This is a genomic window from Marinitenerispora sediminis (genome assembly GCF_003336425.1).
GTDB lineage: Bacteria > Actinomycetota > Actinomycetes > Streptosporangiales > Streptosporangiaceae > Marinitenerispora > Marinitenerispora sediminis.
This window is the reverse complement of sequence record NZ_QEIO01000029.1, coordinates 25,594-48,318: the sequence shown is the minus strand read 5'-3', so window position 1 is coordinate 48,318 and position 22,725 is coordinate 25,594. Positions and strand designations below refer to the sequence as shown.

20 protein-coding genes and 1 pseudogene are annotated in these 22,725 nt (G+C 74.8%); 11 read left to right on the top strand and 10 right to left on the bottom strand.

Going from position 1 to position 22,725, the window contains the following annotated elements:
* Positions 1 to 2,497, top strand: a 2,497-nt coding sequence (fxsT, locus tag DEF28_RS08210; protein WP_147281055.1) for an FxSxx-COOH system tetratricopeptide repeat protein, incomplete at its 5' end; no start/stop codon positions are given.
* A gap of 58 nt (positions 2,498 to 2,555) precedes the next feature.
* Here fxsT and DEF28_RS08205 read toward each other — a convergent pair.
* Entirely contained in the window at positions 2,556 to 2,834 is a 279-nt protein-coding gene (locus tag DEF28_RS08205; RefSeq protein WP_114396445.1) for a DUF397 domain-containing protein, read from the bottom strand.
* A 219-nt stretch (positions 2,835 to 3,053) separates the two neighbouring features.
* Between DEF28_RS08205 and DEF28_RS08200 the strand changes: the two genes are divergently transcribed.
* On the top strand, positions 3,054 to 3,365 hold the full coding sequence (locus DEF28_RS08200) for a CU044_2847 family protein (protein WP_114396444.1): 312 nt from the start codon (positions 3,054 to 3,056) through the stop codon (positions 3,363 to 3,365).
* A complete protein-coding gene (locus DEF28_RS08195; RefSeq protein WP_114396451.1) occupies positions 3,362 to 4,168 on the top strand; it encodes a YdcF family protein in 807 nt (268 codons plus the stop codon). The genes DEF28_RS08200 and DEF28_RS08195 overlap by 4 nt, the downstream gene beginning before the upstream one ends.
* Here the strand turns inward: DEF28_RS08195 and DEF28_RS08190 are convergent.
* The 3 genes from DEF28_RS08190 to DEF28_RS08180 form a co-directional block, all read right to left on the bottom strand.
* Positions 4,153 to 5,952 (bottom strand): AMP-dependent synthetase/ligase, encoded by a 1,800-nt coding sequence (locus DEF28_RS08190; RefSeq protein WP_114396443.1) that lies wholly within the window; start codon positions 5,950 to 5,952, stop codon positions 4,153 to 4,155. The genes DEF28_RS08195 and DEF28_RS08190 overlap by 16 nt on opposite strands.
* A 45-nt stretch (positions 5,953 to 5,997) precedes the next feature.
* A complete protein-coding gene (locus tag DEF28_RS08185; RefSeq protein ID WP_114396442.1) occupies positions 5,998 to 6,657 on the bottom strand; it encodes a PaaI family thioesterase in 660 nt (219 codons plus the stop codon).
* Between the two features lie 153 nt (positions 6,658 to 6,810).
* On the bottom strand, positions 6,811 to 7,236 hold the full coding sequence (locus DEF28_RS08180; RefSeq protein ID WP_114396441.1) for a GNAT family N-acetyltransferase: 426 nt from the start codon (positions 7,234 to 7,236) through the stop codon (positions 6,811 to 6,813).
* Positions 7,237 to 7,533: 297 nt separating this feature from the next.
* Here DEF28_RS08180 and DEF28_RS08175 point away from each other — a divergent pair, with 297 nt between their 5' ends.
* The gene (locus tag DEF28_RS08175; protein WP_114446120.1) at positions 7,534 to 8,409 is read left to right on the top strand and encodes an AraC family transcriptional regulator; all 876 of its coding nucleotides are present in this window, start codon (positions 7,534 to 7,536) and stop codon (positions 8,407 to 8,409) included.
* A 598-nt stretch (positions 8,410 to 9,007) separates the two neighbouring features.
* Here the strand turns inward: DEF28_RS08175 and DEF28_RS08170 are convergent.
* Complete coding sequence (locus DEF28_RS08170; RefSeq protein ID WP_114396439.1) at positions 9,008 to 9,322, bottom strand: AzlD domain-containing protein; 315 nt, start codon at positions 9,320 to 9,322, stop codon at positions 9,008 to 9,010.
* Complete coding sequence (locus DEF28_RS08165) at positions 9,319 to 10,068, bottom strand: AzlC family ABC transporter permease (RefSeq protein WP_233515164.1); 750 nt, start codon at positions 10,066 to 10,068, stop codon at positions 9,319 to 9,321. Before DEF28_RS08165 ends, DEF28_RS08170 begins: the two co-directional genes overlap by 4 nt.
* Before the next feature lie 150 nt (positions 10,069 to 10,218).
* On the opposite strand from DEF28_RS08165, the pseudogene DEF28_RS28360 reads away from it, so the two are divergent.
* From DEF28_RS28360 to DEF28_RS08140, 5 genes and pseudogenes are all read left to right on the top strand, one after another.
* Positions 10,219 to 10,563 (top strand): annotated as a pseudogene (locus tag DEF28_RS28360) (PIG-L deacetylase family protein); the annotation flags it as partial.
* 65 nt (positions 10,564 to 10,628) lie between these two features.
* Positions 10,629 to 11,087: a PIG-L family deacetylase gene (locus DEF28_RS28355; RefSeq protein ID WP_233515167.1), complete on the top strand. Its 459-nt coding sequence runs from the start codon at positions 10,629 to 10,631 to the stop codon at positions 11,085 to 11,087.
* Between the two features lie 422 nt (positions 11,088 to 11,509).
* On the top strand, positions 11,510 to 13,204 hold the full coding sequence (locus DEF28_RS08155) for a thiamine pyrophosphate-dependent enzyme (protein ID WP_199493174.1): 1,695 nt from the start codon (positions 11,510 to 11,512) through the stop codon (positions 13,202 to 13,204).
* A 374-nt stretch (positions 13,205 to 13,578) separates the two neighbouring features.
* Positions 13,579 to 14,160, top strand: coding sequence for a DUF4352 domain-containing protein (locus DEF28_RS08150; protein WP_114396436.1), 582 nt, complete (start codon positions 13,579 to 13,581; stop codon positions 14,158 to 14,160).
* A gap of 409 nt (positions 14,161 to 14,569) precedes the next feature.
* A complete protein-coding gene (locus DEF28_RS08140) occupies positions 14,570 to 15,568 on the top strand; it encodes a DMT family transporter (RefSeq protein WP_114396434.1) in 999 nt (332 codons plus the stop codon).
* Here DEF28_RS08140 and DEF28_RS08135 read toward each other — a convergent pair.
* From DEF28_RS08135 to DEF28_RS08120, 4 genes are all read right to left on the bottom strand, one after another.
* Positions 15,550 to 16,476 (bottom strand): RluA family pseudouridine synthase, encoded by a 927-nt coding sequence (locus tag DEF28_RS08135; protein WP_114396433.1) that lies wholly within the window; start codon positions 16,474 to 16,476, stop codon positions 15,550 to 15,552. The genes DEF28_RS08140 and DEF28_RS08135 overlap by 19 nt on opposite strands.
* Positions 16,469 to 17,170: a signal peptidase II gene (lspA, locus tag DEF28_RS08130; RefSeq protein ID WP_325048992.1), complete on the bottom strand. Its 702-nt coding sequence runs from the start codon at positions 17,168 to 17,170 to the stop codon at positions 16,469 to 16,471. Before lspA ends, DEF28_RS08135 begins: the two co-directional genes overlap by 8 nt.
* Positions 17,143 to 17,547, bottom strand: a complete 405-nt coding sequence (locus DEF28_RS08125; protein ID WP_233515163.1) for a TraR/DksA family transcriptional regulator — start codon at positions 17,545 to 17,547, stop codon at positions 17,143 to 17,145. The genes lspA and DEF28_RS08125 overlap by 28 nt, the downstream gene beginning before the upstream one ends.
* Positions 17,548 to 17,841: 294 nt before the next feature.
* Positions 17,842 to 18,111: a divalent-cation tolerance protein CutA gene (locus DEF28_RS08120; RefSeq protein WP_114396431.1), complete on the bottom strand. Its 270-nt coding sequence runs from the start codon at positions 18,109 to 18,111 to the stop codon at positions 17,842 to 17,844.
* A gap of 401 nt (positions 18,112 to 18,512) precedes the next feature.
* Between DEF28_RS08120 and ileS the strand changes: the two genes are divergently transcribed.
* A complete protein-coding gene (ileS, locus tag DEF28_RS08115; RefSeq protein WP_114396430.1) occupies positions 18,513 to 21,692 on the top strand; it encodes an isoleucine--tRNA ligase in 3,180 nt (1,059 codons plus the stop codon).
* Positions 21,693 to 21,853: 161 nt separating this feature from the next.
* Complete coding sequence (locus DEF28_RS08110) at positions 21,854 to 22,693, top strand: class I SAM-dependent methyltransferase (RefSeq protein WP_158562779.1); 840 nt, start codon at positions 21,854 to 21,856, stop codon at positions 22,691 to 22,693.
* Positions 22,694 to 22,725 lie beyond the last annotated feature (32 nt).

The following is a 22,725-nucleotide window of genomic DNA, read 5'->3' as shown; positions in this document are numbered from 1 at the left end:
CGGCGACCCCCCGCCCGTCTGGGGCCAGGTACCCCCGCGCAACCCCAACTTCGTGGGCCGCACCGAGCTGCTGCGCGCACTGGACGAGCGGCTCGGCCGCGGCACGACGGCGGTGCTCCCGCACTCGCTGCAGGGCATGGGCGGTGTCGGCAAGACCCAGCTGGCGCTGGAGTACGTGTACCGCAGCCGGCACAAGTACGAGCTCGTCTGGTGGGTGCCGGCCGACACCACGGCGCAGATCCAGCAGTCGCTCATCGACCTCGCGGCGCGGCTCGGCCTGGACACCGGCGGCGGCGAGGCCGCGGTCGCGGTGCGCGCCGCGCTGGAGGCGCTGCGCTCCGGGCGGCCCTACTCCAACTGGCTCCTGGTGTACGACAACGCCGGAGAGCCGGCCGACCTGCGCGGTTTCCTCCCGGTGGACGGCTCCGGCCGGGTCCTGGTGACCTCGCGGGAGTCGGCGTGGCGCACCAGCCCGGACAGCGCCCTGGAGGTCAACGTCTTCGAACGCGCCGAGAGCATCGAGCTGCTGCGCCGCCGGGGGCCGGCCTCCCTGACCGACGACGAGGCCGACCAGATCGCCGAGAAGCTCGGCGACCTGCCGCTGGCCATCGAGCAGACCGCGGTGTGGCTGTACGAGACGCTGATGCCGGTGCCCGAGTGGCTCGGCGTCTTCGAGCAGAAGGCCACCGAACTGCTGTCCAGCGTGCGGCCGAGCGCGGACTACCCGCACTCGGTGGCGGCCACGATGAACATGTCGCTGGACCGGTTGCGCGACACCAACCCGGCGGCGCTCCAGCTCCTGCGGGTGTGCGCCTTCCTGGCGCCCAAGCCCATCCCGCGGCGGCTCTTCTACGGCGCCCGCAACATCGAGGCGCCGCAGGAGCTGACCGAGGTGCTGGCCGACCCCATCAAGCTCGGCCGGGCGCTGCGCGCCATCGACAAGTACGCGCTGGTCCGGATGGACCACCGGACCGAGTCCTTCCAGCTGCACCGGCTGGTCCAGCAGACCCTGAAGCTCCCGCTGGGCCCGGACGAGCGCGACACGCTGGAGCACTGCGCGCACATGCTGCTGGCCAACCTGGACCCGGGCGACCCGGCCGCGGCGCAGGAGTGGCCGCGCTACGCCGAGCTGCTGCCGCACGTGCGGGCTTCGGACATGGTCAACTGCTACGACGACTGGGCGCGCCAGCTCGTCACCAACGAGATCGCGTTCCTGACCCACTGGGGCGGCTACGAGGAGGGGCTGGAGCTCGCCGAGTACACGGTGAGCTACTGGCGGGAGCACCTGGGACCGGACCACTCCCAGACGCTGCGGGCCATGCTCGCCTACGCGCACATCCTGCGCCAGCTGGGGCGGTTCCGCGACGCCTACGACCAGTGCAGCGAGGTGCTGGACATCCTCACCGCGACCAGGGGCCCGGACGACGAGGAGACGCTCGACGCGCGCTCCAGGTTCACCTGGGACCTGCGCAACATCGGGGAGCTGCAGCGTGCGCTGGAGGTGGGCCGCGAGGTCTACGAGAAGTACCAGCGGCTGTTCGGGCCGGACGACCTCCTCACGATCGGCGCGGCGCACCTGCACGCGGTCGGCCTGCGGCACACCGGATACTTCCTGCGGGCGCTGGAGATCGACTCCGAGGTCTACCGGCGGCGGTCGGAGATGCTCGGCTCCGAGCACCCGTTCACCCTCGGCAGCCGGCACGCCCGCGCGATCGACCTCATGGAGGCGGGCCGGTACCGCGATGCCATGGCCGAGATGGAGGAGATCGACCACCTCATCGCACGGACGGCGGCGGAGAACTCTCCCGGACGGCTCGCGGCCCTGCGGACGCTGGCCACCCTGCGGCGGCGCAACGGGATGCCGCAGGAGGCGCTGCGGCTGTCGGAGGCGGCGTGGCGGATGAGCCTGGACCGCAACGGGCCCGAGGCGCACGACACGGTCTGCTCCGCGGCCTGCCACGCGCTGTCGCTGCGGGCGGTGGACGACATGGAGGCCGCGGTGAAGCTCGCCGAGGAGGTCGGGCAGTCCTACCTCGCGATCTTCGGCCCGGACCACTCGCACACGGCCAGCGCGTCGGTCAACCTGGCCGTCGCGCTGCGGATGACCGGGCGCTCGGCCGAGGCGCTCACCATGGACGAGGCGGCGTTCGAGGTGCTCGTGGACCGGCTGGGCCACGACCATCCGAGCACCATCGCGTGCGCCGTCAACCTGGCCAGCGACGAGTTCGCCACCGGCCAGGTGGACGCGGCGCTGGAGCGCGACGCCGCGACCGTCGAGCGGTGCCGCAGCATCTTCCGCCCGGCGCACCCGCTGACGCTGGCGGCCCGCCGCAACCTCGTCCTCGACCGGCGGGCCAAGGGCGAGAAGGGCACTGAGGCCGAGCTCGCCGACGTGGTGCGCGGCTACGCCGAGGTGTTCGGGCCGGAGCACCCCGCCACGATCAGCGCGGAGCGCGGGACCCGGGCCAATTGCGACATCTTCCTGACGGCGCTGTGAACGACGGGGCGCACCCCGCGGTGCGCCCGGCCTGGGTGCGCCCCCTCGCGGGGCGCACTCAGTCGAACCCGTCGCGTTTCAGCGCGGCGACGAAGGCCCCCCACGCCGTTCCGGACAGCCGGATCACCTCCGAGGCCGGGGGCTTGGAGTCGCGGAGCGCGACCGCCCCGCCCGGGATCATCGCGACTTCCGCGCACTGGCCGTCCTGTCCCCCGCTGTAACTGGACTTCCGCCAGGACAGCGGAGCGTCGTCGCCGGACTCGGTCTTCGAAGGCGCCGCGTCCCCCCGACGCAGGTGCTCGGTCCCGTCTCTGGGCGCTGTCTGATCAGTGCTCATGCGGATCTCTCGTCCTCGAAGCGGCCAATCCGTGGCCGCCGGCACAATGTTCGACACGGGACGCTTTCCATACCAAAGGGGCTGACACTCTGTCAGCGTCGTATATATCCCCGCCCGACTTCCCGTCATGTGGGCCAACCCTGGACATTTCACTTACGCTTTCCGCACCTTCGGGTACAGAATGTGAGCGCCCCTGCGCCTGACATTGATCGGGAGACGATGAGCGAACTCCTCCGCTTCGACACCGAGAACGGCACGGAGGTGCTGGTCGAGGTCTCCGGCGACCGGTCCGGGATCGTCGACACCAGCGCCCGCGACCTCGTGCGGTCGGCCGACCGCACCTTCGAGGCGGTCCTCGACCGCGTACGCGGGGTGTCGGAGCTCCTGGCCCGCAAGCTGACGGACCTGCCCTCGCGCCCGGACGAGATCACCGTGGAGCTCGGCGTCAACATCAACGCCGAGGCCGACGTGTTCATCGCCAGCACGACCGCGGAGAGCAGCCTGCAGATCACCCTGACGTGGCGCCGGTGAGCGCTCGACCGCAGGGCCGGCCGCCGCGGGAGCGCTGGTCCGGCGAGGGCGCGGTGAGCGCGCGGATCGGCGCGGAGGCGCGCCGCCTGGCGCGGGTGCTGTGGGACTTCCACACCGCGCCCGACCGCTCCGGCGGCGCACGTCCGGGGGAACCGGCGCCGCCGGCCGACCTCATCCTCGGGCTGGGCAGCCATGACCTGCGGGTGGCCGAGCACGCCGCGGCGCTGTGGCACGCCGGGGTCGCGCCGGTCGTGCTCTTCTCCGGGGACCGGGGGCGCCGGACGGCGGGCGGAGACGGGTTCGCCCGGTGGGAGCGGCCCGAAGCCGAGGAGTTCGCCGCCGTCGCGCGCGCCCACGGGGTGCCCCAGGGCGCCCTGCTGCTGGAGGCGCGGGCGACCAACACCGGGGAGAACCTCGACTTCAGCCGGGAGCTGGCGGCACGGACCGGGCTGCGGGTCCGGCGGGCGGTGCTCACCGCCAAGCCCTACATGGGGCGCCGCGCGCTGGCGACCGCCGCCCTGCGCTGGCCGGGCGTCGAGTGGGAGTTCCGGGGCTTCCCCGGCGGGTACGACGGCTACCCCCGCTCCCCGGCCGCCGAGGTGGAGCTGGTGCACTTCCTGGTGGGCGACCTGCAGCGGCTCGACGTCTACGCCCGCCGGGGCTGGGCGGCCCCGGTGCCGATCCCCGACGAGGTGCGGACCGCGCACGACCGGCTGGTCGCGCTGGGCTTCACCGAGCACCGCGTCGCGGACCCGCCGGCGGCCGGCGGCGCGGTGCCCGGACCGGGTCACTTCCGGGCGTAGATGCGCTCGACCTCGGCGGCGTAGCGCTCCAGGATGGTGGCGCGCCGCAGCTTCAACGTGGGGGTGAGGGTCTCGTCGTCCACGCCGAAATCGCCGGGCAGCACGCGGAAGGCGCGGATCGACTCGGCACGCGAGACGTCGTCGTTGGCCTCGTCGACCGCGCGCTGGATCTCGGCGGCCAGGTCCGGATCGGTGGCCGGGTCGAGGTCGGCCGGCTTGCCGTGCTCGTCGCACCACCGCCGCAGCGCCTGCCGGTCCACGGTGACGAGGGCGGCGACGAAGGGCCGGCCGTCACCGAGCGCCATGCAGTTGCTGACCAGGGGGTGCCGGCGCACCCGGTCCTCCAGGGGGCCGGGCACCACGTTCTTGCCCCCGGTGGTCACCAGGATCTCCTTCTTGCGCCCGGTGATGCGCAGGTTGCCCTCGTCGTCGAACGCGCCCAGGTCGCCGGTGGCGAACCACCCGTCGCGCAGGGCCGCCGCGGTGGCGGCCTCGTCGTTCCAGTAGCCGGTGAAGGTCTGGGCGCCGCGCACCAGGACCTCACCGTCGTCGGCCACCTGGATCTCGGCGCCGGGCAGCGGGGGTCCCACGGTCCCGGGCCGGATCCGGCCCGGCCGCGTGGCGGCCACCGCGGCGGTGGTCTCGGTGAGGCCGTAGCCCTCGATGACCTCCAGCCCCATCCCCCGGAAGAAGTGCAGGGTGGACGGCTCCAGCGCGCCGCCCCCGGAGACGACCCGGTTGGCGTGACCGCCGAGGGCGGCGAGCACGCGCCGGTACACCAGCCGCGCGAACACCCGGCGGCGCAGGCGGAGCAGCGGCCCCGGGCCCCCGGTGTCCAGGGCCTCGGAGTAGGCCACGGCGGTGGCGCGCGCCGCCTCGAAGACCCGGCCGCGCACGCCGCCACTGGCGCGCCTGCGGGCGGTGTCCAGGATCTTCTCCAGGACGTAGGGCACGACGAGCAGGAAGGTGGGGCGGAACGAGGCGAGGTCGGCGAGCAGCTCGCGCACGCTCGCGCTGTGCGCGAGTTCGACCCCGGCGTGGACCGCGCACACCTGCACCATGCGGCCGAAGACGTGCGCGAGCGGCAGGAAGAGCACGGTCCGCGGTCGCCGGCCCGCCGCGTCGCGGGCGAAGAGCTCGGGCAGCGCGGCGATGATGTTGTCGACCTCGGCGAAGAAGTTGGCGTGGGTGAGCACGCACCCCTTGGGCGGCCCGGTGGTGCCGGACGTGTACACGAGGGTCGCGGGATCGCCCGGCCGCACGGTCGCGCGCCGCTCGGCCAGCCGCTCCCGGTCCACGCCGGCGCCGGCCTCGGCGAGGCCGGCGACCGCGCCCTCGTCGAAGGTCCACGTGTCGCGCAGCCCGGGGAGGTCGGGGCGCAGCGCCTGGACCGCGCGTGCGCGGTCCGCCGTGTCCACGAAGCAGCCGCGGGCGCCGGAGTCGGCGAGGATCGTCCGGACCTGGGCGCGCGAGGAGGACGGGTACACGGGGACCGTGACGGCGCCCGCCGCCCACACCGCGTAGTCGGCCAGGGTCCACTCGTACCGGTTGTCGGCCAGGATCGCGACCCGGTCGCCGGGCGCGACGCCCGCGGCCACCAGGCCGGCGGCGACCCGGCACACCTCGTCGCGGAAATCCGCCGCCCGGACGCCGGTCCACCCGTCGCCGGCGCGCCGGGCGAGCAGCACCCGGTCGGGGTCGGTCTCGGCGACCCGGAACAGCGGTTCGGCGAGGCCGCCGTGCTCCGGCGGGACGGCGAGGGCGGGGACGGAGTGCAGTGTCATGGCTCCTGCCTATCCGACCGCGGTCGTTCCGGTCATGCGTTCAGGTCACTCGGGGATCGCGAGCCGCACCATCACGGCGGTCCCCTCGGCGGTGACCTCGCCGTCGTGGCGGATCTCGGCGGACACGAACACCTTCCGGCGCTCGGTGCCGGTGACCCGCGAGGTGACCGTCAGCGGGACGTTCAGCGGTGTGGGGCGCCGGTAGTCCACGGTGAGGTTGGCGGTCAGCCCGGGCATGCCGGCCGCGCTGGCGGCGGCGCCGAGGGCCTGGTCGAGCAGGGCGGCCAGCCAGCCGCCGTGCACCAGGCCGGGCGGGCCCTGGTAGATGCCGTTGAGGGTGACCTCGCCGCGCAGCCCGCCGTCGGCGTGCGCCAGGACCAGCGGCGGCGCGACGGGGTTCGTGGGACCCGCGACGAGGTTGGTGACGGTGCCGTACTCGGCCGGCCCGCCGGCGGGCTGGTGCAGGAGGAGGGCGCCGGTGTCGCGGCGCCGGCCCGCCAGGCGCTCGGTCACCTGGGCGAGCGCCGCGTCCACCTCCCGCAGCTCGGCGGGGTCGGCCTCGGTGTGGGCGACGGTGTCCACCAGGTCGCGCACGCGTGCCACCAGGGCGAGCAGTTCGTCGGGGATCTCGGACTCGCGCACCACGCTGAACCCGAAGTCGGTGGGATCAGGGAGTCCCGCGACGGGCTGCGCTTCGACGGTCATGGGGGCCTCGCCGGTCTCTCGGGGGTGGGCGGACCATGCGGTCCACCGCCAAATCCTACGGTTCGGTAAGTTACAACCGGCCGCCAACGCCTCCCTCGGGGGTGTGGCGCTGCCTACACCACCCGGTGTGACGGCGGCGCGCCGCGGCGGCGCTCACAGCTCCCGGCGCATGTGGCGGTGCGGGATACCGGCGTCCATGAACTCCGCGCCGTAGGCGGTGTAGCCGAGTCGGGCGTAGAAGTCGAGGGCGTGCGTCTGGGCGTGCAGTTCGACGGCGCGCAGCCCGCGCTCGGCCGCCCGCCGCTCGATCGCCCGCACGAGCGCCGCGCCCACCCCGGTGCCCCGCGCCTCCGGCAGTACGGCGAGCCGCCCCAGCAGCCCCTCGTCCCCGTCGACCGCGAGCCGCCCGGCGCCCGTGGGAACACCGTCCAGCAGGGCCAGGAAGTGGTCGGCGTCCAGGTCGCGGTCGTCCCACTCCTCCTCGACGGGGACCCGCTGCTCGGCCACGAAGACCGCGCCCCGGATGACGAACACCCGGGCCCGGTCCTGGAACGACTCGGCGAGGTTGATGCTCAGCATGGGGACCAACTGTAGAGGAGCGGGGTACGGCCGGGCAGGTGATGCCTCCGTCAGCGGCCTGCGGGACGCGGCCGACGTGCCGCGGCCGCGCGCCGCCCTGCCGGTCCGCGCGCCGCGCGGACCGTCCCGGCCCCGGCCACCGGCGCCGCGACCTGACCTCGCGCTTCGCCGATGGGACCGGGTTGGTACCCTCGGGCTCCGGGCCCGGCGCGCGAGGGCGCCCGCCCCGCGACGGCGGCCGCCGCGTCCGGCACCGGCCGCCTCCTCCGGCACAGAGACGACGGACGAATCAGCACGATGGCAGGTGAGGGCGGCCCGGCCGCCAGAGAGAGCGCTCGGTACTGGCGGCACCCGGGGCTGCCCGACGTCGAACTGCTGCGCGCGTCGTTCGTCCGGCAGCGCTTCGACCGGCACGTGCACGAGGAATACGCGATCGGCGTCATCGAGGCGGGGATCGAGGAGTACCGCTACCGGGGCGAGCTGCACCGGGCCGGGGCCGGCGGCGTGGTCGTGGTGGAGCCGGGCGAGGTGCACACCGGCCACGCCGGGCTGCCGGAGGGCTGGCGGTACCGGATGCTGTACCCCGAGGTCCCGGTCGTGGCCCAGATCGCCCGCGAACTGGGGCGCACGGCTCCGCCGACCTTCGCGGCCAGCGTCCTGGACGACCCGGAGACCGCACGGCTGATGCGCGCCGCGCACCTCGCGGCCGAGCGGGGCGACCGGCTCGCCGCGTCCTCGCTGACGACGGCCGCGCTGCGCGAGCTCGTCCGCCGGCACGCCCGGCCGGACGCGGCGCTCCGCTCGCCGGAGGCCGGCCGGACCACGCGGTCGCAGGCCGCCGTGCGCGCCCGCGACATCCTGCACGCGGACCTCGTCGACCCGCCCTCGCTGGCGGAGCTGGCCGCCGCTGTCGGCGCCGCCCCGTTCGCGCTGCTGCGCGCGTTCCGGACCGCGTACGGGCTGCCCCCGCACGCCTACCTCAACCAGGAGCGCGTGCTCCGCGCCCGCCGGCTGCTGGCCGACGGCGTCGCGCCGGGGGAGGTCGCGGCCCGGGTCGGCTTCGCCGACCAGGCACACCTCACCCGCCACTTCAAGCGGCGGCTCGGCGTTCCGCCGGGCGTCTACCAACGCGGGACGGCGTCCGCCGAGCGGAACGCGCTCCCGCCGCACTGACCAGCGCCGCCCGGGCCGCGACCGGACGCGCGCGGCACGCCGGTGGATCCGGGCCGCAGGCGGGGACGGAGCGCTCAGGGGTGCCCTCCCCCGGTCCCGCACACCAGCGGCCTCGGCCCGCGTCCGCCCGCGGCTGCGGACGAGCCGCCCCGAGGCGGTCGAACCGCCGCGGTGGGAGACCCGGCCCACCGGCCGCGTCAGGGCGCCGCCGATCCACCACCGGTGGCGTCCACGACCGAGCCGGGTCCAGCGCCGGGGAGCGGTCCTCCTCCTGCGCGGCGGTGACGCGTGCCACGATCCGGACGCCGGGCCGAGTTCCGATGACCCCGATGACGGCGGCAACGCGCACCCGCGTCCGTTCACGGCCGGCGCACCCGGTGGTCCGGCCCGTCCGACCGGGCGGCCCCGAGCGCGCCCCCGGAGCTGGGCATCGCCGCGCGATGCCCGGGCTCCCGCCGGACAGGGCGCGGCCCGGCTCGGCTCCGCCTCCGCGGCGGTCGACTCCCCTCTCGGGCGGTCGCGCGGTGCGGCCGCGCCCGCCCGGCTCGCGGAGCTGGCGACCGTGCGCGAACGGCCCTCCGCCGGGTCGGGCGCGAGGTCACCCCACCCCGAGGAGCCGGAGGCCCGCCGCGGTGGCGGCCGCCGCGAGGATCACCACCAGGAACGGCGCCCGCAGCAGCAGCGCGACCACCGCGGTGGCCAGGCCGGCGAGCTTGGGAACGTCGAGCACCAGGTCGCGGCCGTCGGCGATCGCCTGCAGGGCGATCAGCGCCGCGAGCAGCGCGACCGGGACGGTCATGGCGAACCGGTTCACCAGCGGGTGGTCCAGCAGGCGGCGCGGGGCGGACAGGCCGGCGTACTTGAGCAGGTAGCACCCGATACCGGTCAGCAGGATGGCGATCCACAGGGTCACGGCTGCCTCCCCTCGGGCGCGGCCGACGCCGCCGACGGGTCCGCCGCGGACCCGGGGCCGCCCGTGGTCGGGGCGCCGGACGGGCCGGCGAGCGCCGCCACGGCGGCCAGCATCACCGGAACGCCCGGCGGCAGCAGCGGGGTCGCGGCGACCGCGATTCCCGCTCCCAGCACGGCCACGAGCAGCACCCGGCCGCCCTCCCGCAGCCGCGGCCACAGCAGCGCCAGGAAGATCGCCGGGCCGACCGCGTCCAGGCCGAACACCCGGGTGTCGCCGATCTGCTCGGTGGCGATCGCGCCGACCAGCGTCGAGCAGTTCCACAGCAGGAACAGGGTGGCGAACGTGACCGAGAACCCGGTACGGGCGTCGGTCCGGCCCGACTGGGCGAGGGCCACCGCGGTGGTCTCGTCGATCACCCCGTGCGCCGCCACGACCCGCCGGACACCGCGCCAGCCGAGCAGCTCCGCCAGGCGCAGTCCGTACAGCGTGTTGCGCCCGCCCAGCAGCAGCGCCCCCACCGCCCCGGCGATCACGTTGCCGCCGCCGGCGACCACGCCCACCAGCGCGAACTGCGAGGCACCGGTGAAGCAGAGCAGGCTGAGCGCGCAGGCCTGCGCCGCCGTGAGCCCGGCGCTCACCGCGGTGGTGCCGAAGGCCAGACCGGACACGCCCACGACGAGGCCGACGCCGAGGCCGTCGCGGACGGGCGGGGAGAGGGAGAGTGGGAGGAACGTACGGTGTGTCACGTCCGACGACGCTAGTCGGCGGGGCCCGGGGCGTCTTGAACGTTCTTGCGGACGGCCCCTCGGGGGCGGGAGACCGGCCGCACCCCCAGGACAGCGACGCACCGGCCGCGCGTCCGGTCCTCTCGCTCCGCGCCCGGAATCCGTTCCGCCATGGCCGCCACCAGACGCGCGGCGGCCGCCCTGCGAGATGACCCGCCCCGGCCGGGCCCCCATAATTGGCCGATGGCGACCATCGTGGCGTTCCACGCCCACCCCGACGACGAAGTGCTGCTCACCGGCGGAACCCTCGCCCGCGCCGCGGCGGAGGGGCACCGGGTGGCGATCGTGGTGGCGACGGACGGGCTCATGGGTCCCGTCCCGCCCGAGGGGCCTCCGCGGCTGGCGGAGCTGCGGGCCAGCGCGGCCGTCCTCGGCGCCCAGCGGGTCGCGCACCTGGGCTACGCCAGCAGCGGGCACGGCCCCGTCCGCTACCCCGACCCGCCGGACCGCGCCAGGTTCGTCCGCGCCGACGTGGAGGAGGCCGCGAGACGCCTCGCCTGCTGCGTCAGGAGGACGCCGACGTGCTGCTCAGCTACGACCGCAACGGCGGGTACGGGCACCCCGACCACGTGCGGGTCCACGAGGTCGGCCGGCGTGCCGCCGAGATGGCCGGTGTGCGCACCGTGCTGGAGGCGACGATGCCCCGCGAGGTGGTCGGGCGCCTGGTGCGGCTGATCCGCGTCCTGCGGATCCCCTTCCGCTTCGACGACGAGCAGCTCCGCTCCGCCTACAGCCCCGCGGCCGCCATCACCCACCGGCTGGATGTCCGGAGGTACGCCCGGCAGAAGCAGGCCGCGCTCGCCGCACACCGGTCCGAGGTGAACGGGAGCGGCCGCATCGCCCCCGTCATGCGCCTGCTGGTCCAGCTCCCCACTCCGGTGTTCGGCCTGGTCCTCGGCCGCGAGTGGTTCGTCGACCCCGCGACGAGCCCCGCGGCGAAGCCCGCCTCCACCATCGTCCCCCGGAGTTCTGACCGGTGAGGCTGGTGACGCGGGACGCGGCGGGCCACCGATCGCGGTGCGAACCGGTGGGGGTCACAGGGATGCGTCCACGCGCCGAACGCCGCGCGGCGTTCGGTCCTGGACCGGTGGGGGCGGCGTGGGACCACTCGTCGGCCAGGGTGCGGTGGGTAGCACGTGGTCGAACGCCTCGTCCCCCGTGTCCCCGGTGGGCCGCCCGGTGCGGGGCCGGCGGCCCAGCGCCCGCGGCCCCGTGCGGTGGCGGTCCCGCCCGCGGGCCGGGGCGGGCCGGTGCTCCTTCGGCTTGCGCGCCATGGGGCCGGCCCCGGCGGGCGCCCGTGTGCGCCGTGGCGGCGCGCGTCGGCGGTCGGCAGGTGACGGCGGTCGCCGGGCGGGGCAGTAAGGCGGTGACGGTTCCGCCCCTTCGACGTGGAAGGACCCCCGTGAACACCCAGCCCTCGCTTCCCGAGACCGCAGCCGACCAGGTGGTGTCCGTGCTCGTCGACGCCGGAGTCCGGCGCTGCTACACCGTGCCGGGGGAGAGCTTCCTGGAACTGCTGGACGCGATGGAACGGCACCCCGCCATGCGGCTGGTGTCCACCCGGCACGAGAACGGCGCGGGATTCATGGCGGAGGCCGACGCCAAGCTGACGGGCGTCCCGGCCGTGGCCGCCGCCACGCGCGGTCCCGGAGCCGCGAACCTGGCCGTGGGGGTGCACACCGCGCGGCAGGACTCCACCCCGATGGTCGTCTTCCTCGGGCAGGTGGAGACCGAGTACCTGGGCCGTGAGGCGTTCCAGGAGGTGGACCTCACCGCCTTCTACTCCCCCATCACCAAGTGGACGACCACCGTTACCAGGGCCGACCGGCTGGCCGAGGTGACCGCCCAGGCGATCCGGGTGGCCACGACCGGCCGGCCGGGGCCCGTGGCCATCGCCGTCCCCGGCGACCTGTTCGGGCAGCGGGTACCGTCGCCGGGTCGGTTGCCCGGCACCGCCTGGCCGCCGCGGCCCCCGCTCGGCGGGCACGAGCGCGACCGGATCGCCGCCTGGCTCGCCGAGGCCGAGCGGCCGGTGATCATCGCCGGCGGCGGTGCACGGGACGCGCGGGACGCGCTCGTCCGGGCGGCCGAGCGCTACCGCGCGGGTGTCTACACCTCGTGGCGCCGCCAGGACGTGTTCCCCAACGACCACCCGCTCTACCTCGGCCACCTCGGGCTGGGCTGCCCCGCCGCGGTACTGCGGGGCCTGGAGGAGGCCGACGCGGTCCTGGTCGTGGGGTCGCGGCTGGGCGAGATCACCACCCAGACCTACCGGCTGCCCGAGAGCGCGGGCTTCGGCGCCCGGCCGAGCGTCGCGCAGCTCGACATCGACCCCGACCAGGTCGGTGCGGTCACCGGGGTGTGGCTCGGCGCGGTGGCCGATGCCGGCCGGGCGCTCACCGCACTCGCCGAGGCGCCCGTGTCCGTCCCGGCCCGCGACTGGACGGCGGCCAACCAGGCGTGGCGGGACACCACCACGCCGCCGGCCGACGCGGCGGGCCATCCCGGCGGCCGGCTGCACCCGTGGGCCGTCGTGACGACGATGCGCCGGGTGCTGCCAGCGGACTCCGTGGTGACCAACGACGCCGGGAACTTCGCGGCGTTCCTGCACCGGGGCTGGTCCTACCGCCATCCGCGCACCCAGCTCGCCCCCACCAGCGGCGCCATGGGGTACGCGGTGCCGGCCGCGGTCGCCGCCAAACTCGTGGAACCGCACCGCACCGTGGTGGCGGTGGTCGGCGACGGCGGCGTGCTGATGACCGGCCAGGAACTGGAGACGGCCGTCCGGCTGGGGCTGCCGGTCATCGTCGTCGTGTTCCAGAACGGGCTGTACGGGACGATCGCCATGCACCAGGCCCGGGAACTGGGCCGCACCGCCGCCGTCGGCATCGGGGGCCCGCTCGACCTCGCCGGCTACGCCCGCGGCCTCGGCGCCCGAGGGGCGACGGCGACCACACCGGAAGAGCTGGAGAAGGCCCTCGGGGAGGCACTGGCCTGCGACCTGCCCACCCTGGTCGACGCCCGCACCGACCCGGAGGTGATCAGCCCGGAGGCGACCATGGCAGAACTCCTGGGCCGCGGCCACCGTGCCGGTTGAGGCCGGCGACGCGCCGGAGGACGCGCGGGCCCGGACCGGGGAGTCCCGCGCACGGCGAGACGGCTCCGCGTGGCCGGCCCCCTCGGCCGCGGACACCGCCCACGCGGTCAGCGCCGCTTCGCGGAGACCGCCGGCGTCCCTCTCGGCGGGCCCCGCGCCCGGGCCGTCACGGGGCCGCGTTGCCGTCCGGAGCGTCCGGGCGCCCCCGCTGTGCGTGACACCGCGCGGACACGCGGTGACCTGCGCAGGGGGCTGCGCCGACGACGCTCACCGGGGCTCGTGGGATCACCTGCTGACCTGCCCCGGCCAGATCGGCGGATCCGGCCGGGCCGCACCACTACGGTGCTCTCACCAGGACAAAAAGGAGATCCCCCATGTACGGTCCCCCACCCCCTCCTCCACCGCCCCAGCAGAAGAAGCGCAATCCGTGGCTGTGGGGCTGCCTCGGCTGCGGTGGCGCCGCGCTGCTCGTGCTGGTTCTGGCCGTCGGCTGCGTCGCCGTACTCGGCGGCGACGCGCCCGCGCCGCCAGCCGGCGGCGGTAGCGCCGCCTCCGGACCCGCGGAGGAGAGCCCGCCAGCGGACAGCGACGCGGAGGCCGCGGAGGAGGAGGTCGTCGAGGAGGGCCCGATCGGCCTTGAGGCGACACCCGCGGACTTCACGCCGAGCATCCTCGCGCAGGGGGACGACTACACCTCCGTGCGGGTCACCGTCACCAACAACGGTGACGAGAGCATCGAGGTGAACCCGCTCTTCTTCACGATCACGGACGCCAACGGCACCGTCCACGACACCGCGGACGGTCTCGGAGCAGACGAGACGCAGATCGGAGCGGTGACGCTGGCGCCCGGCGAGAACGCCACCGGGACGGTGACCGCGTCGGGGAGCTTCGAGCCGGCGCGCGTGACGTTCACGGAGAGCCTGATCGGTGACTCCGTGACCGCTGACGTGGCCTGACCGCCCGGCGCGGCCGCCCCGCCGACCTGTCGGTGGCGGGGCGGCCGCGCCGATACGGCGTGCTCGCGGACGACGGGGCGCGGGGCGGATGGCAGGCGGCCCTCGCCTGGCTCACCTCCGGCACCGGCTCGCCCGCCCGGGTCCGGATCGCGCGGCCGGGGCTCGCGGGGCGCTCCGGCGTGACCCGGCCGGTCCACGCCGTCCGGGAGCCCCCGCGGAGCCGGGCGGGGCCGCGGCGCCCGCCCCTGCCGCGGGGCCCCGCCCGGGTGACGGGGACGCCGGACCGGCGGGCCGTTTGAGGCAGCCCGGGCACACCCCGGGCGGCCCCCCTGACCGGTAAGAAACGCTCACATGTCGGTGAAGCAAACCAACGTGGACCCGAAGCCCGCCACACGGTACAAACGACGCCGTGTCCGTCTCCACTCCCCCCACCAGCACGCCCGCCGCGCCCCTGTCGCGCGCTCTGGACTGGCGCGTGGGGTTCCTGCTGCTCTCCCTGATCTGGGGATCGAGCTTCCTCCTCATCAAGATCGGCACCGAGGCACTGGAGCCCGCGCAGATCGCGCTCGGGCGGATGGTGACCGGCGCCATCCCGCTGGTCGCTGTCCTGCTGCTGACGCGGGGCCGGCTGCCCCGGGGGCTCGCCACGTGGGCGCACCTGTCCGTCGCGGCGTTCTTCCTCAACGTCGTACCGTTCACGCTGTTCGGCTACGCGGAGCAGCTGATCCCCTCAGCGCTCGCCGGCATCGCGAACGCGACGACCCCGCTGTTCACACTCGCGGTCAGCCTGGTGGTGCTCTCCGACGAGCGCCCCACCCGCCGCCGGCTGGTCGGCCTCGGGGTCGGCTTCCTCGGGGTGCTCGTCGTGTTCGGGGTGTGGTCCGGTGTCGCGGGCGCGGGCGGCGCGGGGATGCTCCTGGCACTGGGGGCCGCCCTCTGCTACGGGATCGGCACGCCGTACGCCAGGCGGTTCCTCGCCGGGCGGGGGCACAGCTCCCTGGAGCTGTCCACGGGGCAGCTCATCACCGGGACCGCGCAGCTTCTGGTGGTCACCCCGCTGGTCGCCGACGCGCCGGAGTCGCTGCCGTGGCGCGTGGTGCTGGCCGTGACCGCGCTGGGGGCGCTGGGGACCGGACTGGCCTACGTCCTGATGTACGGCATCATCCGGCAGGCCGGCGCGACCGTGGCCTCCACCGTCACCTACGTGGCGCCGGTCGTGGCGATCGCCGCCGGGGTGCTGATCCTCGGTGAGACCCTGTCCTGGAACCAGCCGGTCGGCGCGGCCGTCATCATCCTCGGTGCCGCGCTGTGCCAGACCTCCGCGAGGCGGCGGCCCGGCCGGGGCGCGCCGCTCACACCGGGTACCTCCCCGGAGCCGGGCGCCTCGGCTCAGTCCTCGCGGAGCTGAGCCACGGCCTTCTCCAGGTCCTCCGGATAGGGGCTCTCGAACTCGACCGGGCGCCCCTGCGTGGGGTGGTCGAAGCCGAGCCGGACGGCGTGCAGCCACTGCCGCCGGATCCCGAGCCGGGCGGCGAGCGTGGGGTCGGCGCCGTACAGGTGGTCGCCGACGCACGGGTGCCGCATGGCCGCCATGTGCACCCGGATCTGGTGGGTGCGGCCGGTCTCCAGCTTGACGTCCAGCAGGCTGGCGGCGCGGAACGCCTCCAGGGTGTCGTAGTGGGTGACCGAGGGCCGCCCGCCGGCCACCACGGCGAACCGGCCGTCACCGGAGGGGTGGCGGTCGATGGGGGCGTCGATGGTGCCGCGCAGCGGGTCGGGGTGCCCCTGGACGAGTGTGTGGTAGTGCTTGTCCACCGTGCGCTCCTTGAAGGCGCGCTTGAGGACGCTGTAGGCCACCTCGCTCTTGGCGACCACCATGAGCCCGGTGGTGTTGGCGTCCAGCCGGTGCACGATGCCCTGCCGCTCGGCGGCGCCGCTCGTGGTGACCTGGACGCCGGAGGCCAGCAGCCCCTCGATGACGGAGGGGCCGGTCCAGCCCACCGTGGGGTGCGCGACGACGCCGACCGGCTTGTCGACCACGACGATGTCGGAGTCCTCGTACACGACGCGCAGGCCGGGCACCGGCTCGGGGCGCGGAACGGGGGCGCTGGGCGGCGGGGGCAGCGTGACGTCGAGCCAGGCCCCGCCCCGCACGCGGTCGGACTTGGCCGCGGCGGCGCCGTCGACGAGGACGTTGCCCTCGGCGATCAGCTCGGCGGCGCGGCTGCGCGAGAGCCCGAACATCCGGGCCAGCGCGGCGTCCAGCCGGTCGCCCTCCAGGCCGTCGGGCACCGGCATGCTGCGGTGGTCACTCACCGCCGTCCTCCTTCGTCCCAGGCGCGTGCCCGCCGCCCGTCCCGCTCGGCCGCTCGCCGGAGCCGGACGGGCCCTGCGCCTCGTCCTCCACCGGGCCCTCCGCGGCAGCGGCGGCCGCGGCGGCCTCCCGCTCGGACTCGCGGGTGCCGTCGGGGTTGATGCCGCGGAACGCCAGGATCACCACCAGGACGCCCCCGGTGACGATGCAGGAGTCGGCGATGTTGAACACCGGCCAGTTGGGCAGCTGGATCCAGTCGACCACCCAGCCGTGCAGCGGAGCGGGCTCCCGGAAGAAGCGGTCCATCAGGTTGCCGCTGGCCCCGCCCAGGATGAGGCCGAGCGCGAGGGCCCAGCCGGTACTGCGCAGCGTCCGCGCCACCCGCAGGATGTAGACGACCACACCGAGCGCGATCAGGGTCAGCAGCCAGGTCACACCGGTGCCGATCGAGAACGCCGCGCCCGGGTTGAAGATCAGCGTGAACCGCAGCAGCCCACCCAGCAGCTCCACCGGATCCTGCGGTGAGAAGCGGGCGAGCGCGATCTCCTTGGTGGCGTAGTCCGCCGCGAGCGCGACGGCCGCGACGATGAGCAGAAGCACGAACCGCCGCGGCTTCGTCGCGGCGGATCCGTGCGCGGTCTGGTTGTCCCCGGAGGGCTCTACGTCACTCAGCGACGCTCCTCGCGCTGTTTGCACTTCACACATTGCGTGGCACGCGGGAACGCCTGCAGCCTGGCCTTGCCGATGGCCTGTCCGCACGACTCGCAGACGCCGTAGGTCCCCGCGGCCATCCGTTCGATGGCCCGCTCGCTCTGCGCGAGCAGTTCACGGGTATTGTATGCCAACGCGAGATCGTGCTCGCGCTGGTACGTCTTCGCCCCGGTATCCGCGGGGTCGTCCCCCGCGCCGTCCACCGAGTCCGACAGCCGTTCGGCCAGCTCGGTCTCGGCGCTGGCGATCTCGCCGCGCAGCCGGGCGATCTCGGCCTCCAGCTCCCCGCGCACGGCGGCCAGCTCGGCCTCCGTCCAGGGGTCCTCCCCCGGCCGGACGGGGAGGGCCGCCGGATCCGTCACTCGCGTACCTCTCCCCCGCTCGTCGCCACCGCGCCCCCCGTGCTCGTCGTTCCGCGTCCTGGCAGCCGTCGCCATGGTCATCGTCTCCCCCGGACGTCGCGGCCCGCCACCCGGCGCACGACGCAGAGCTCGCTGACGGTCCCCCGTGGACCCTCCCGTTGACATGCGGTTTCGTGGGACATCGCAGCGCGAACCGCACGGTGACGCGAAGCTTAGATCGCGATCCGGGAGAGGGCAACAACCGCGTCGGCCCGCCCCCGCGTCGCCGGAGGCGGCTGGTCCTCGGTCGGCGGTTCAGGACTCCACGACGGCGAACCCGCCGTAGTCCTCGGCGAGCGCGGCCAGGTGCGGCTCGTCGAAGACCGCGGGGCCGCCGTGCGGTCCGGTGCGCACCTCGATCACCCAGTCGACGTCCTCGGCGTCGTCCTCGCCGGCGAGCATGTCGCGGTGCACGAGGCACGGCTGGTAGCCCTGGTCCAGCAGCTGCTCGGCGAGTTCCTCGGCGTCCTCGCGGTCGGGCAGCGTCACCAGCACCGCGTCCCCCGCGCCCGTCTCCCCGGTCATGTGCCCTCTCCGCCTCGGCTCCGGCAGCTTCCGAGTGGCAAGTATGCCGCTCAGCGGTCGGTCCCGGCGACGGCGGGAGCGGCGGCCGGCCGCCGCGGTGCGTTATCCTCGGTGCCAGCGAGGCTTGGATGGGGACGAGTACCGCCGGACACAGCCAGGAGCGACTCGGGGACGGTGCGAGCCCGAGGGTATGCCCGGCCGGGAAGATCACCCCGGAGCCGTCGGAAGAACGGTCCCGACCACCACCGCGTCCACCGGAGGCGGCGGGCCAAGTAGACCCGACTGCGGCAGCGAACGAAGTGGGCAGCGTCCGGCGACGGCGCTACCAAGGAGGGTGGTACCGCGGGGCCCCGGCCTCGTCCCTCCGTCAGGTGCACACGTCCTGATGGAAAGGTACCCAGGTGTCGCAAGAGCAACGACCCGCGTCCCCGCCGTTCCCCGCGCTGCCGGCCCAGGTCGACCTGCCCGCCGTGGAGCACGAGGTGCTGCGCCGCTGGTCCGACCAGAAGGTGTTCGAGCGCTCCCTGGAGCAGACGCGCGGCGGCCGCAACTGGGTCTTCTTCGAGGGGCCGCCGACCGCCAACGGCCAGCCCGGGGTGCACCACGTCGAGGCGCGGGTGTTCAAGGACGTCTTCCCGCGGTTCAAGACGATGAAGGGCTTCCACGTCGACCGCAAGGCCGGCTGGGACTGCCACGGCCTGCCGGTCGAGGTGGCCGTGGAGAAGGAGCTCGGGCTCAGCGGCAAGAAGGACATCGAGACCTTCGGCGTCGCCGAGTTCAACGACCGGTGCCGCGAGTCGGTGCTGCGCAACGTCGACGCGTTCACCGCGATGACCGAGCGCATGGGCTACTGGGTCAACATGGACGAGGCGTACCGCACCATGGACCCGGAGTACGTCGAGTCGGTCTGGTGGTCGCTCAAGGTCATCTGGGAGAAGGGCCTGCTGTTCCGCGACTACCGGATCAGCCCCTACTGCCCGCGGTGCGGCACGACGCTCGCCGACCACGAGCTCGCGCAGGGGTACGAGACCGTCACCGACCCGTCGGTGTACGTGCGCTTCCCGGTCACCTCGGGGCCGCTGGCCGACCCTGGGCGGCCCACCTCGCTGCTGGTCTGGACGACCACCCCGTGGACGCTGGTGTCCAACACCGCGGTCGCCGTGCACCCGGAGGTGCAGTACGTGGTGGCGACCAACGGCACCGAGCGGCTGCTCGTCGCCGAACCACTGCTCGGCAGCGCCCTCGGCGAGGGGTGGCAGCCGACCGGCGAGCGCTTCGAGGGTGCGGAGATGGAGCGCTGGACCTACCAGCGGCCGTTCGAGCTGGTGGCCTTCGAGGAGCCGGCGCACTACGTGGTGCTCGCGGACTACGTCACGGTCGAGGACGGCACCGGCCTGGTGCACCAGTCCCCCGCCTTCGGCGCCGACGACATGGCCGTCTGCCGCTCCTACGGCCTGCCGGTGGTCAACCCGGTGCGCGCGGACGGCACGTTCGAGGCCGGCCTCGACCTGGTCGGCGGGGTGTTCTTCAAGACCGCCGACGCCACGCTGGTGACCGACCTGAAGGAGCGCGGGCTGCTCTTCCGGCACGTCGCCTACGAGCACAGCTATCCGCACTGCTGGCGCTGCCACACCCCGCTGATGTACTACGCGCTGCCCTCCTGGTACATCCGGACGACCGCGATCAAGGACCGGCTGCTGGAGCAGAACGCGGCGACCAACTGGGTACCGGGCAACATCAAGGAGGGCCGCTACGGGGAGTGGCTGCGCAACAACGTCGACTGGGCGCTGTCGCGGAGCCGCTACTGGGGCACCCCGCTGCCGGTCTGGACCTGCGTCGAGGACCACGTCACGGTCGTGGGCTCGCTCGCCGAGCTGGGCGGGCTGGCGGGCCGGGACCTGAGCGCCCTGGACCCGCACCGCCCCTACGTCGACGACGTGGTGTTCGACTGCCCCGAGTGCGGCGGCACCGCCCGGCGGGTGCCCGAGGTCATCGACGTCTGGTACGATTCCGGCTCCATGCCGTTCGCGCAGTGGGGGGCGCCGCACCGCAACGACGAGGTGTTCCGCGCGAACTTCCCCGGCCAGTACATCTGCGAGGCCATCGACCAGACCCGCGGCTGGTTCTACTCGATGATGACGGTGAGCACCCTCGTCTTCGGCCAGACCTCCTACAAGAACGTGGTCTGCCTGGGCCACATCCTCGCCGAGGACGGCCGCAAGATGAGCAAGCACTTGGGCAACGTGCTGGAGCCCATGGCGGTCATGGAGCGGCACGGCGCCGACGCGGTGCGCTGGTTCATGGCGGCCAGCGGCTCGCCGTGGACGCCGCGCCGGGTCGGGCACGCGGCGCTGGAGGAGATCGTCCGCAAGGTCCTGCTCACCTACTACAACACGGCGTCGTTCTTCACGCTGTACGCCAACGCCGGCGAGACGTGGTCGCACGCGCGCCTGGCCGACGCCCCGGCGCCCGCCGAGCGGCCGCTGCTGGACCGCTGGGTGCTCTCGGAGCTGAACCGCGTCGTCCGGGGGGTGGACGAGGCGCTGGAGCGGTTCGACACGGCGGCGGCCGGGCGGCTGCTCACGGCGTTCGTGGACGACCTGTCGAACTGGTACGTGCGCCGGTCCCGCCGCCGGTTCTGGTCCGGAGCCTCCACTCCCGAAGGCGCGGCGGCCTTCGCGACGCTCTTCGAATGCCTGGAGACGGTCACGCTGCTGATGGCCCCGCTGGTGCCGTTCCTCACCGACCACGTGTGGGTGGCGCTGCGGCGCCCCGACGCACCGGAGTCGGTGCACCTGGCCCGCTGGCCGCAGGTCCGGGAGGAGCTGATCGACACCGGGCTGTCGGAGCAGATGGCCCTCACCCGCCGGCTGGTCGAGCTCGGCCGCGCCGCCCGGGCCGACTCGGGTGTGCGCACCCGCCAGCCGCTGGCGCGGGCGCTGGTGGGCGCCGCGGGCTTCGGGGACCTGCCCGAGCAGCTGCGCGGCCAGGTCGCCGACGAGTTGAACGTGGTCCGGCTCGACCCGCTGTCCTCGGTGGGCGGCGACCTCGTCGACTACGTGGTGAAGCCGAACTTCCGGACACTCGGGAAGCGCTTCGCCAAGCGCACCCCGCTGGTCGCCAAGGCCATCCAGGCCGCCGACGCCAGGAAGCTGGTGGAGCAGGTGCGCTCGACCGGCTGGGCGCACGTGGAGGTGGCGGGCGAGCCGGTGGAGGTCAGCGCCGAGGAGGTGCTCGTCACCGAGCAGCCGCGCGAGGGCTGGGCGGTGGCCGCGGAGTCCGGTGAGACGGTCGCGCTGGACCTGGAGATCACCCCGGAGCTACAGCGCGCCGGTCTGGCCCGCGAGGTGGTCCGGCTGGTGCAGGACGCCCGCAAGTCCAGCGGCCTGGACATCTCGGACCGCATCGACCTGTGGTGGGCCGCCACCGACCCCGTGACCGCCCAGGCCGTGGCCGAGCACGGCGCGGTGATCGGCGCCGAGGTGCTGGCCCGGGACCTGGCCGAGGGTGCTCCGGACGGCCCGGCGCACGCGGTCGAGGCGCCGGACTTCGGGCTGCGGTTCTGGCTCCGGAAGGTCTGACGGAGACGGCGCGAGGGGGCCGGGAGCGGCTGGCGCTCCCGGCCCCGCGCGTCTTCGGCGGTCCGGTGCCCCGCCACGCCCCGGCCGCGGCGGCCCGCGGGTTGGCCGGGCCCGCAGCGGGAAGCATGGGAGTGCGCGGTCGCCGCGGTCAGGAGGGCGCCATGAGCCCCGACACGCCGAAGGTCGCCTTCACCGGCACGAAGGCGACGATGCTCGCCACCCTGTACGCGCGCGCGGTGCAGAGCGCCGCGCCGGATCCGGTCCTGGCCGACCCGTGGGCGGTGGAGGCGGTCGCCGCGCTCGACTACGACTTCCGCCGGCTGCGGACTCGGCGCACCGATACGGTAAGCGTCGCGGTGCGCGCCAGGACCTTCGACCGGCTGGCGCTGGAGATGCTCGCCCGCGAGCCCGGCGCCGCCGTGCTGCATCTGGGATGCGGTCTGGACAGCCGGGCGCTGCGGATCGGGGTCCCGCCCTCGGGGGCGTGGTACGACGTCGACTACCCCGACGTCGTGGACCTGCGCCGGCGGCTGCTGCCCGCGCCCGAGGGGGAGTACCACCTCCTCGGAGCGTCGCTCACCGGCTCCGCCTGGCTCGCGGAGGTCCCGTCGGAGCGCCCGGTGGCCGTCGTCGCCGAGGGGGTGCTTCCCTACCTGGAGGAGGGGGCGGTGGTCGCGCTGCTGCGCGGAATCGTCGGGCGGTTCCCGCAGGGGGAGGCGGCGTTCGACGCGCTGTCCCGGCGGGCGCTGCGGCTGGCTGCGCTGCACCGCACCCTGCGCGCGACCGGCGCCGCCCTGCGCTGGGGGATCGACGATGCGGGAGAGTTGGAGGCGGCCGTTCCGGGGCTGGTGTTCGTGAGCGCCCCGGGCATCGCTTCACCCGCCGACCTGGCCAAGCTGCCGTGGGCGTACCGGATGCTGGTCCGTATCCCGGCGGTGCGGCGGATGGCCCGGGTGCTGTGCTACCGGTTCCCCGCGGTGCGGCCGTCCGAGCGGGCGTGACGGGCGCCGCGCGGGATCGGCGGGCCCTGGCG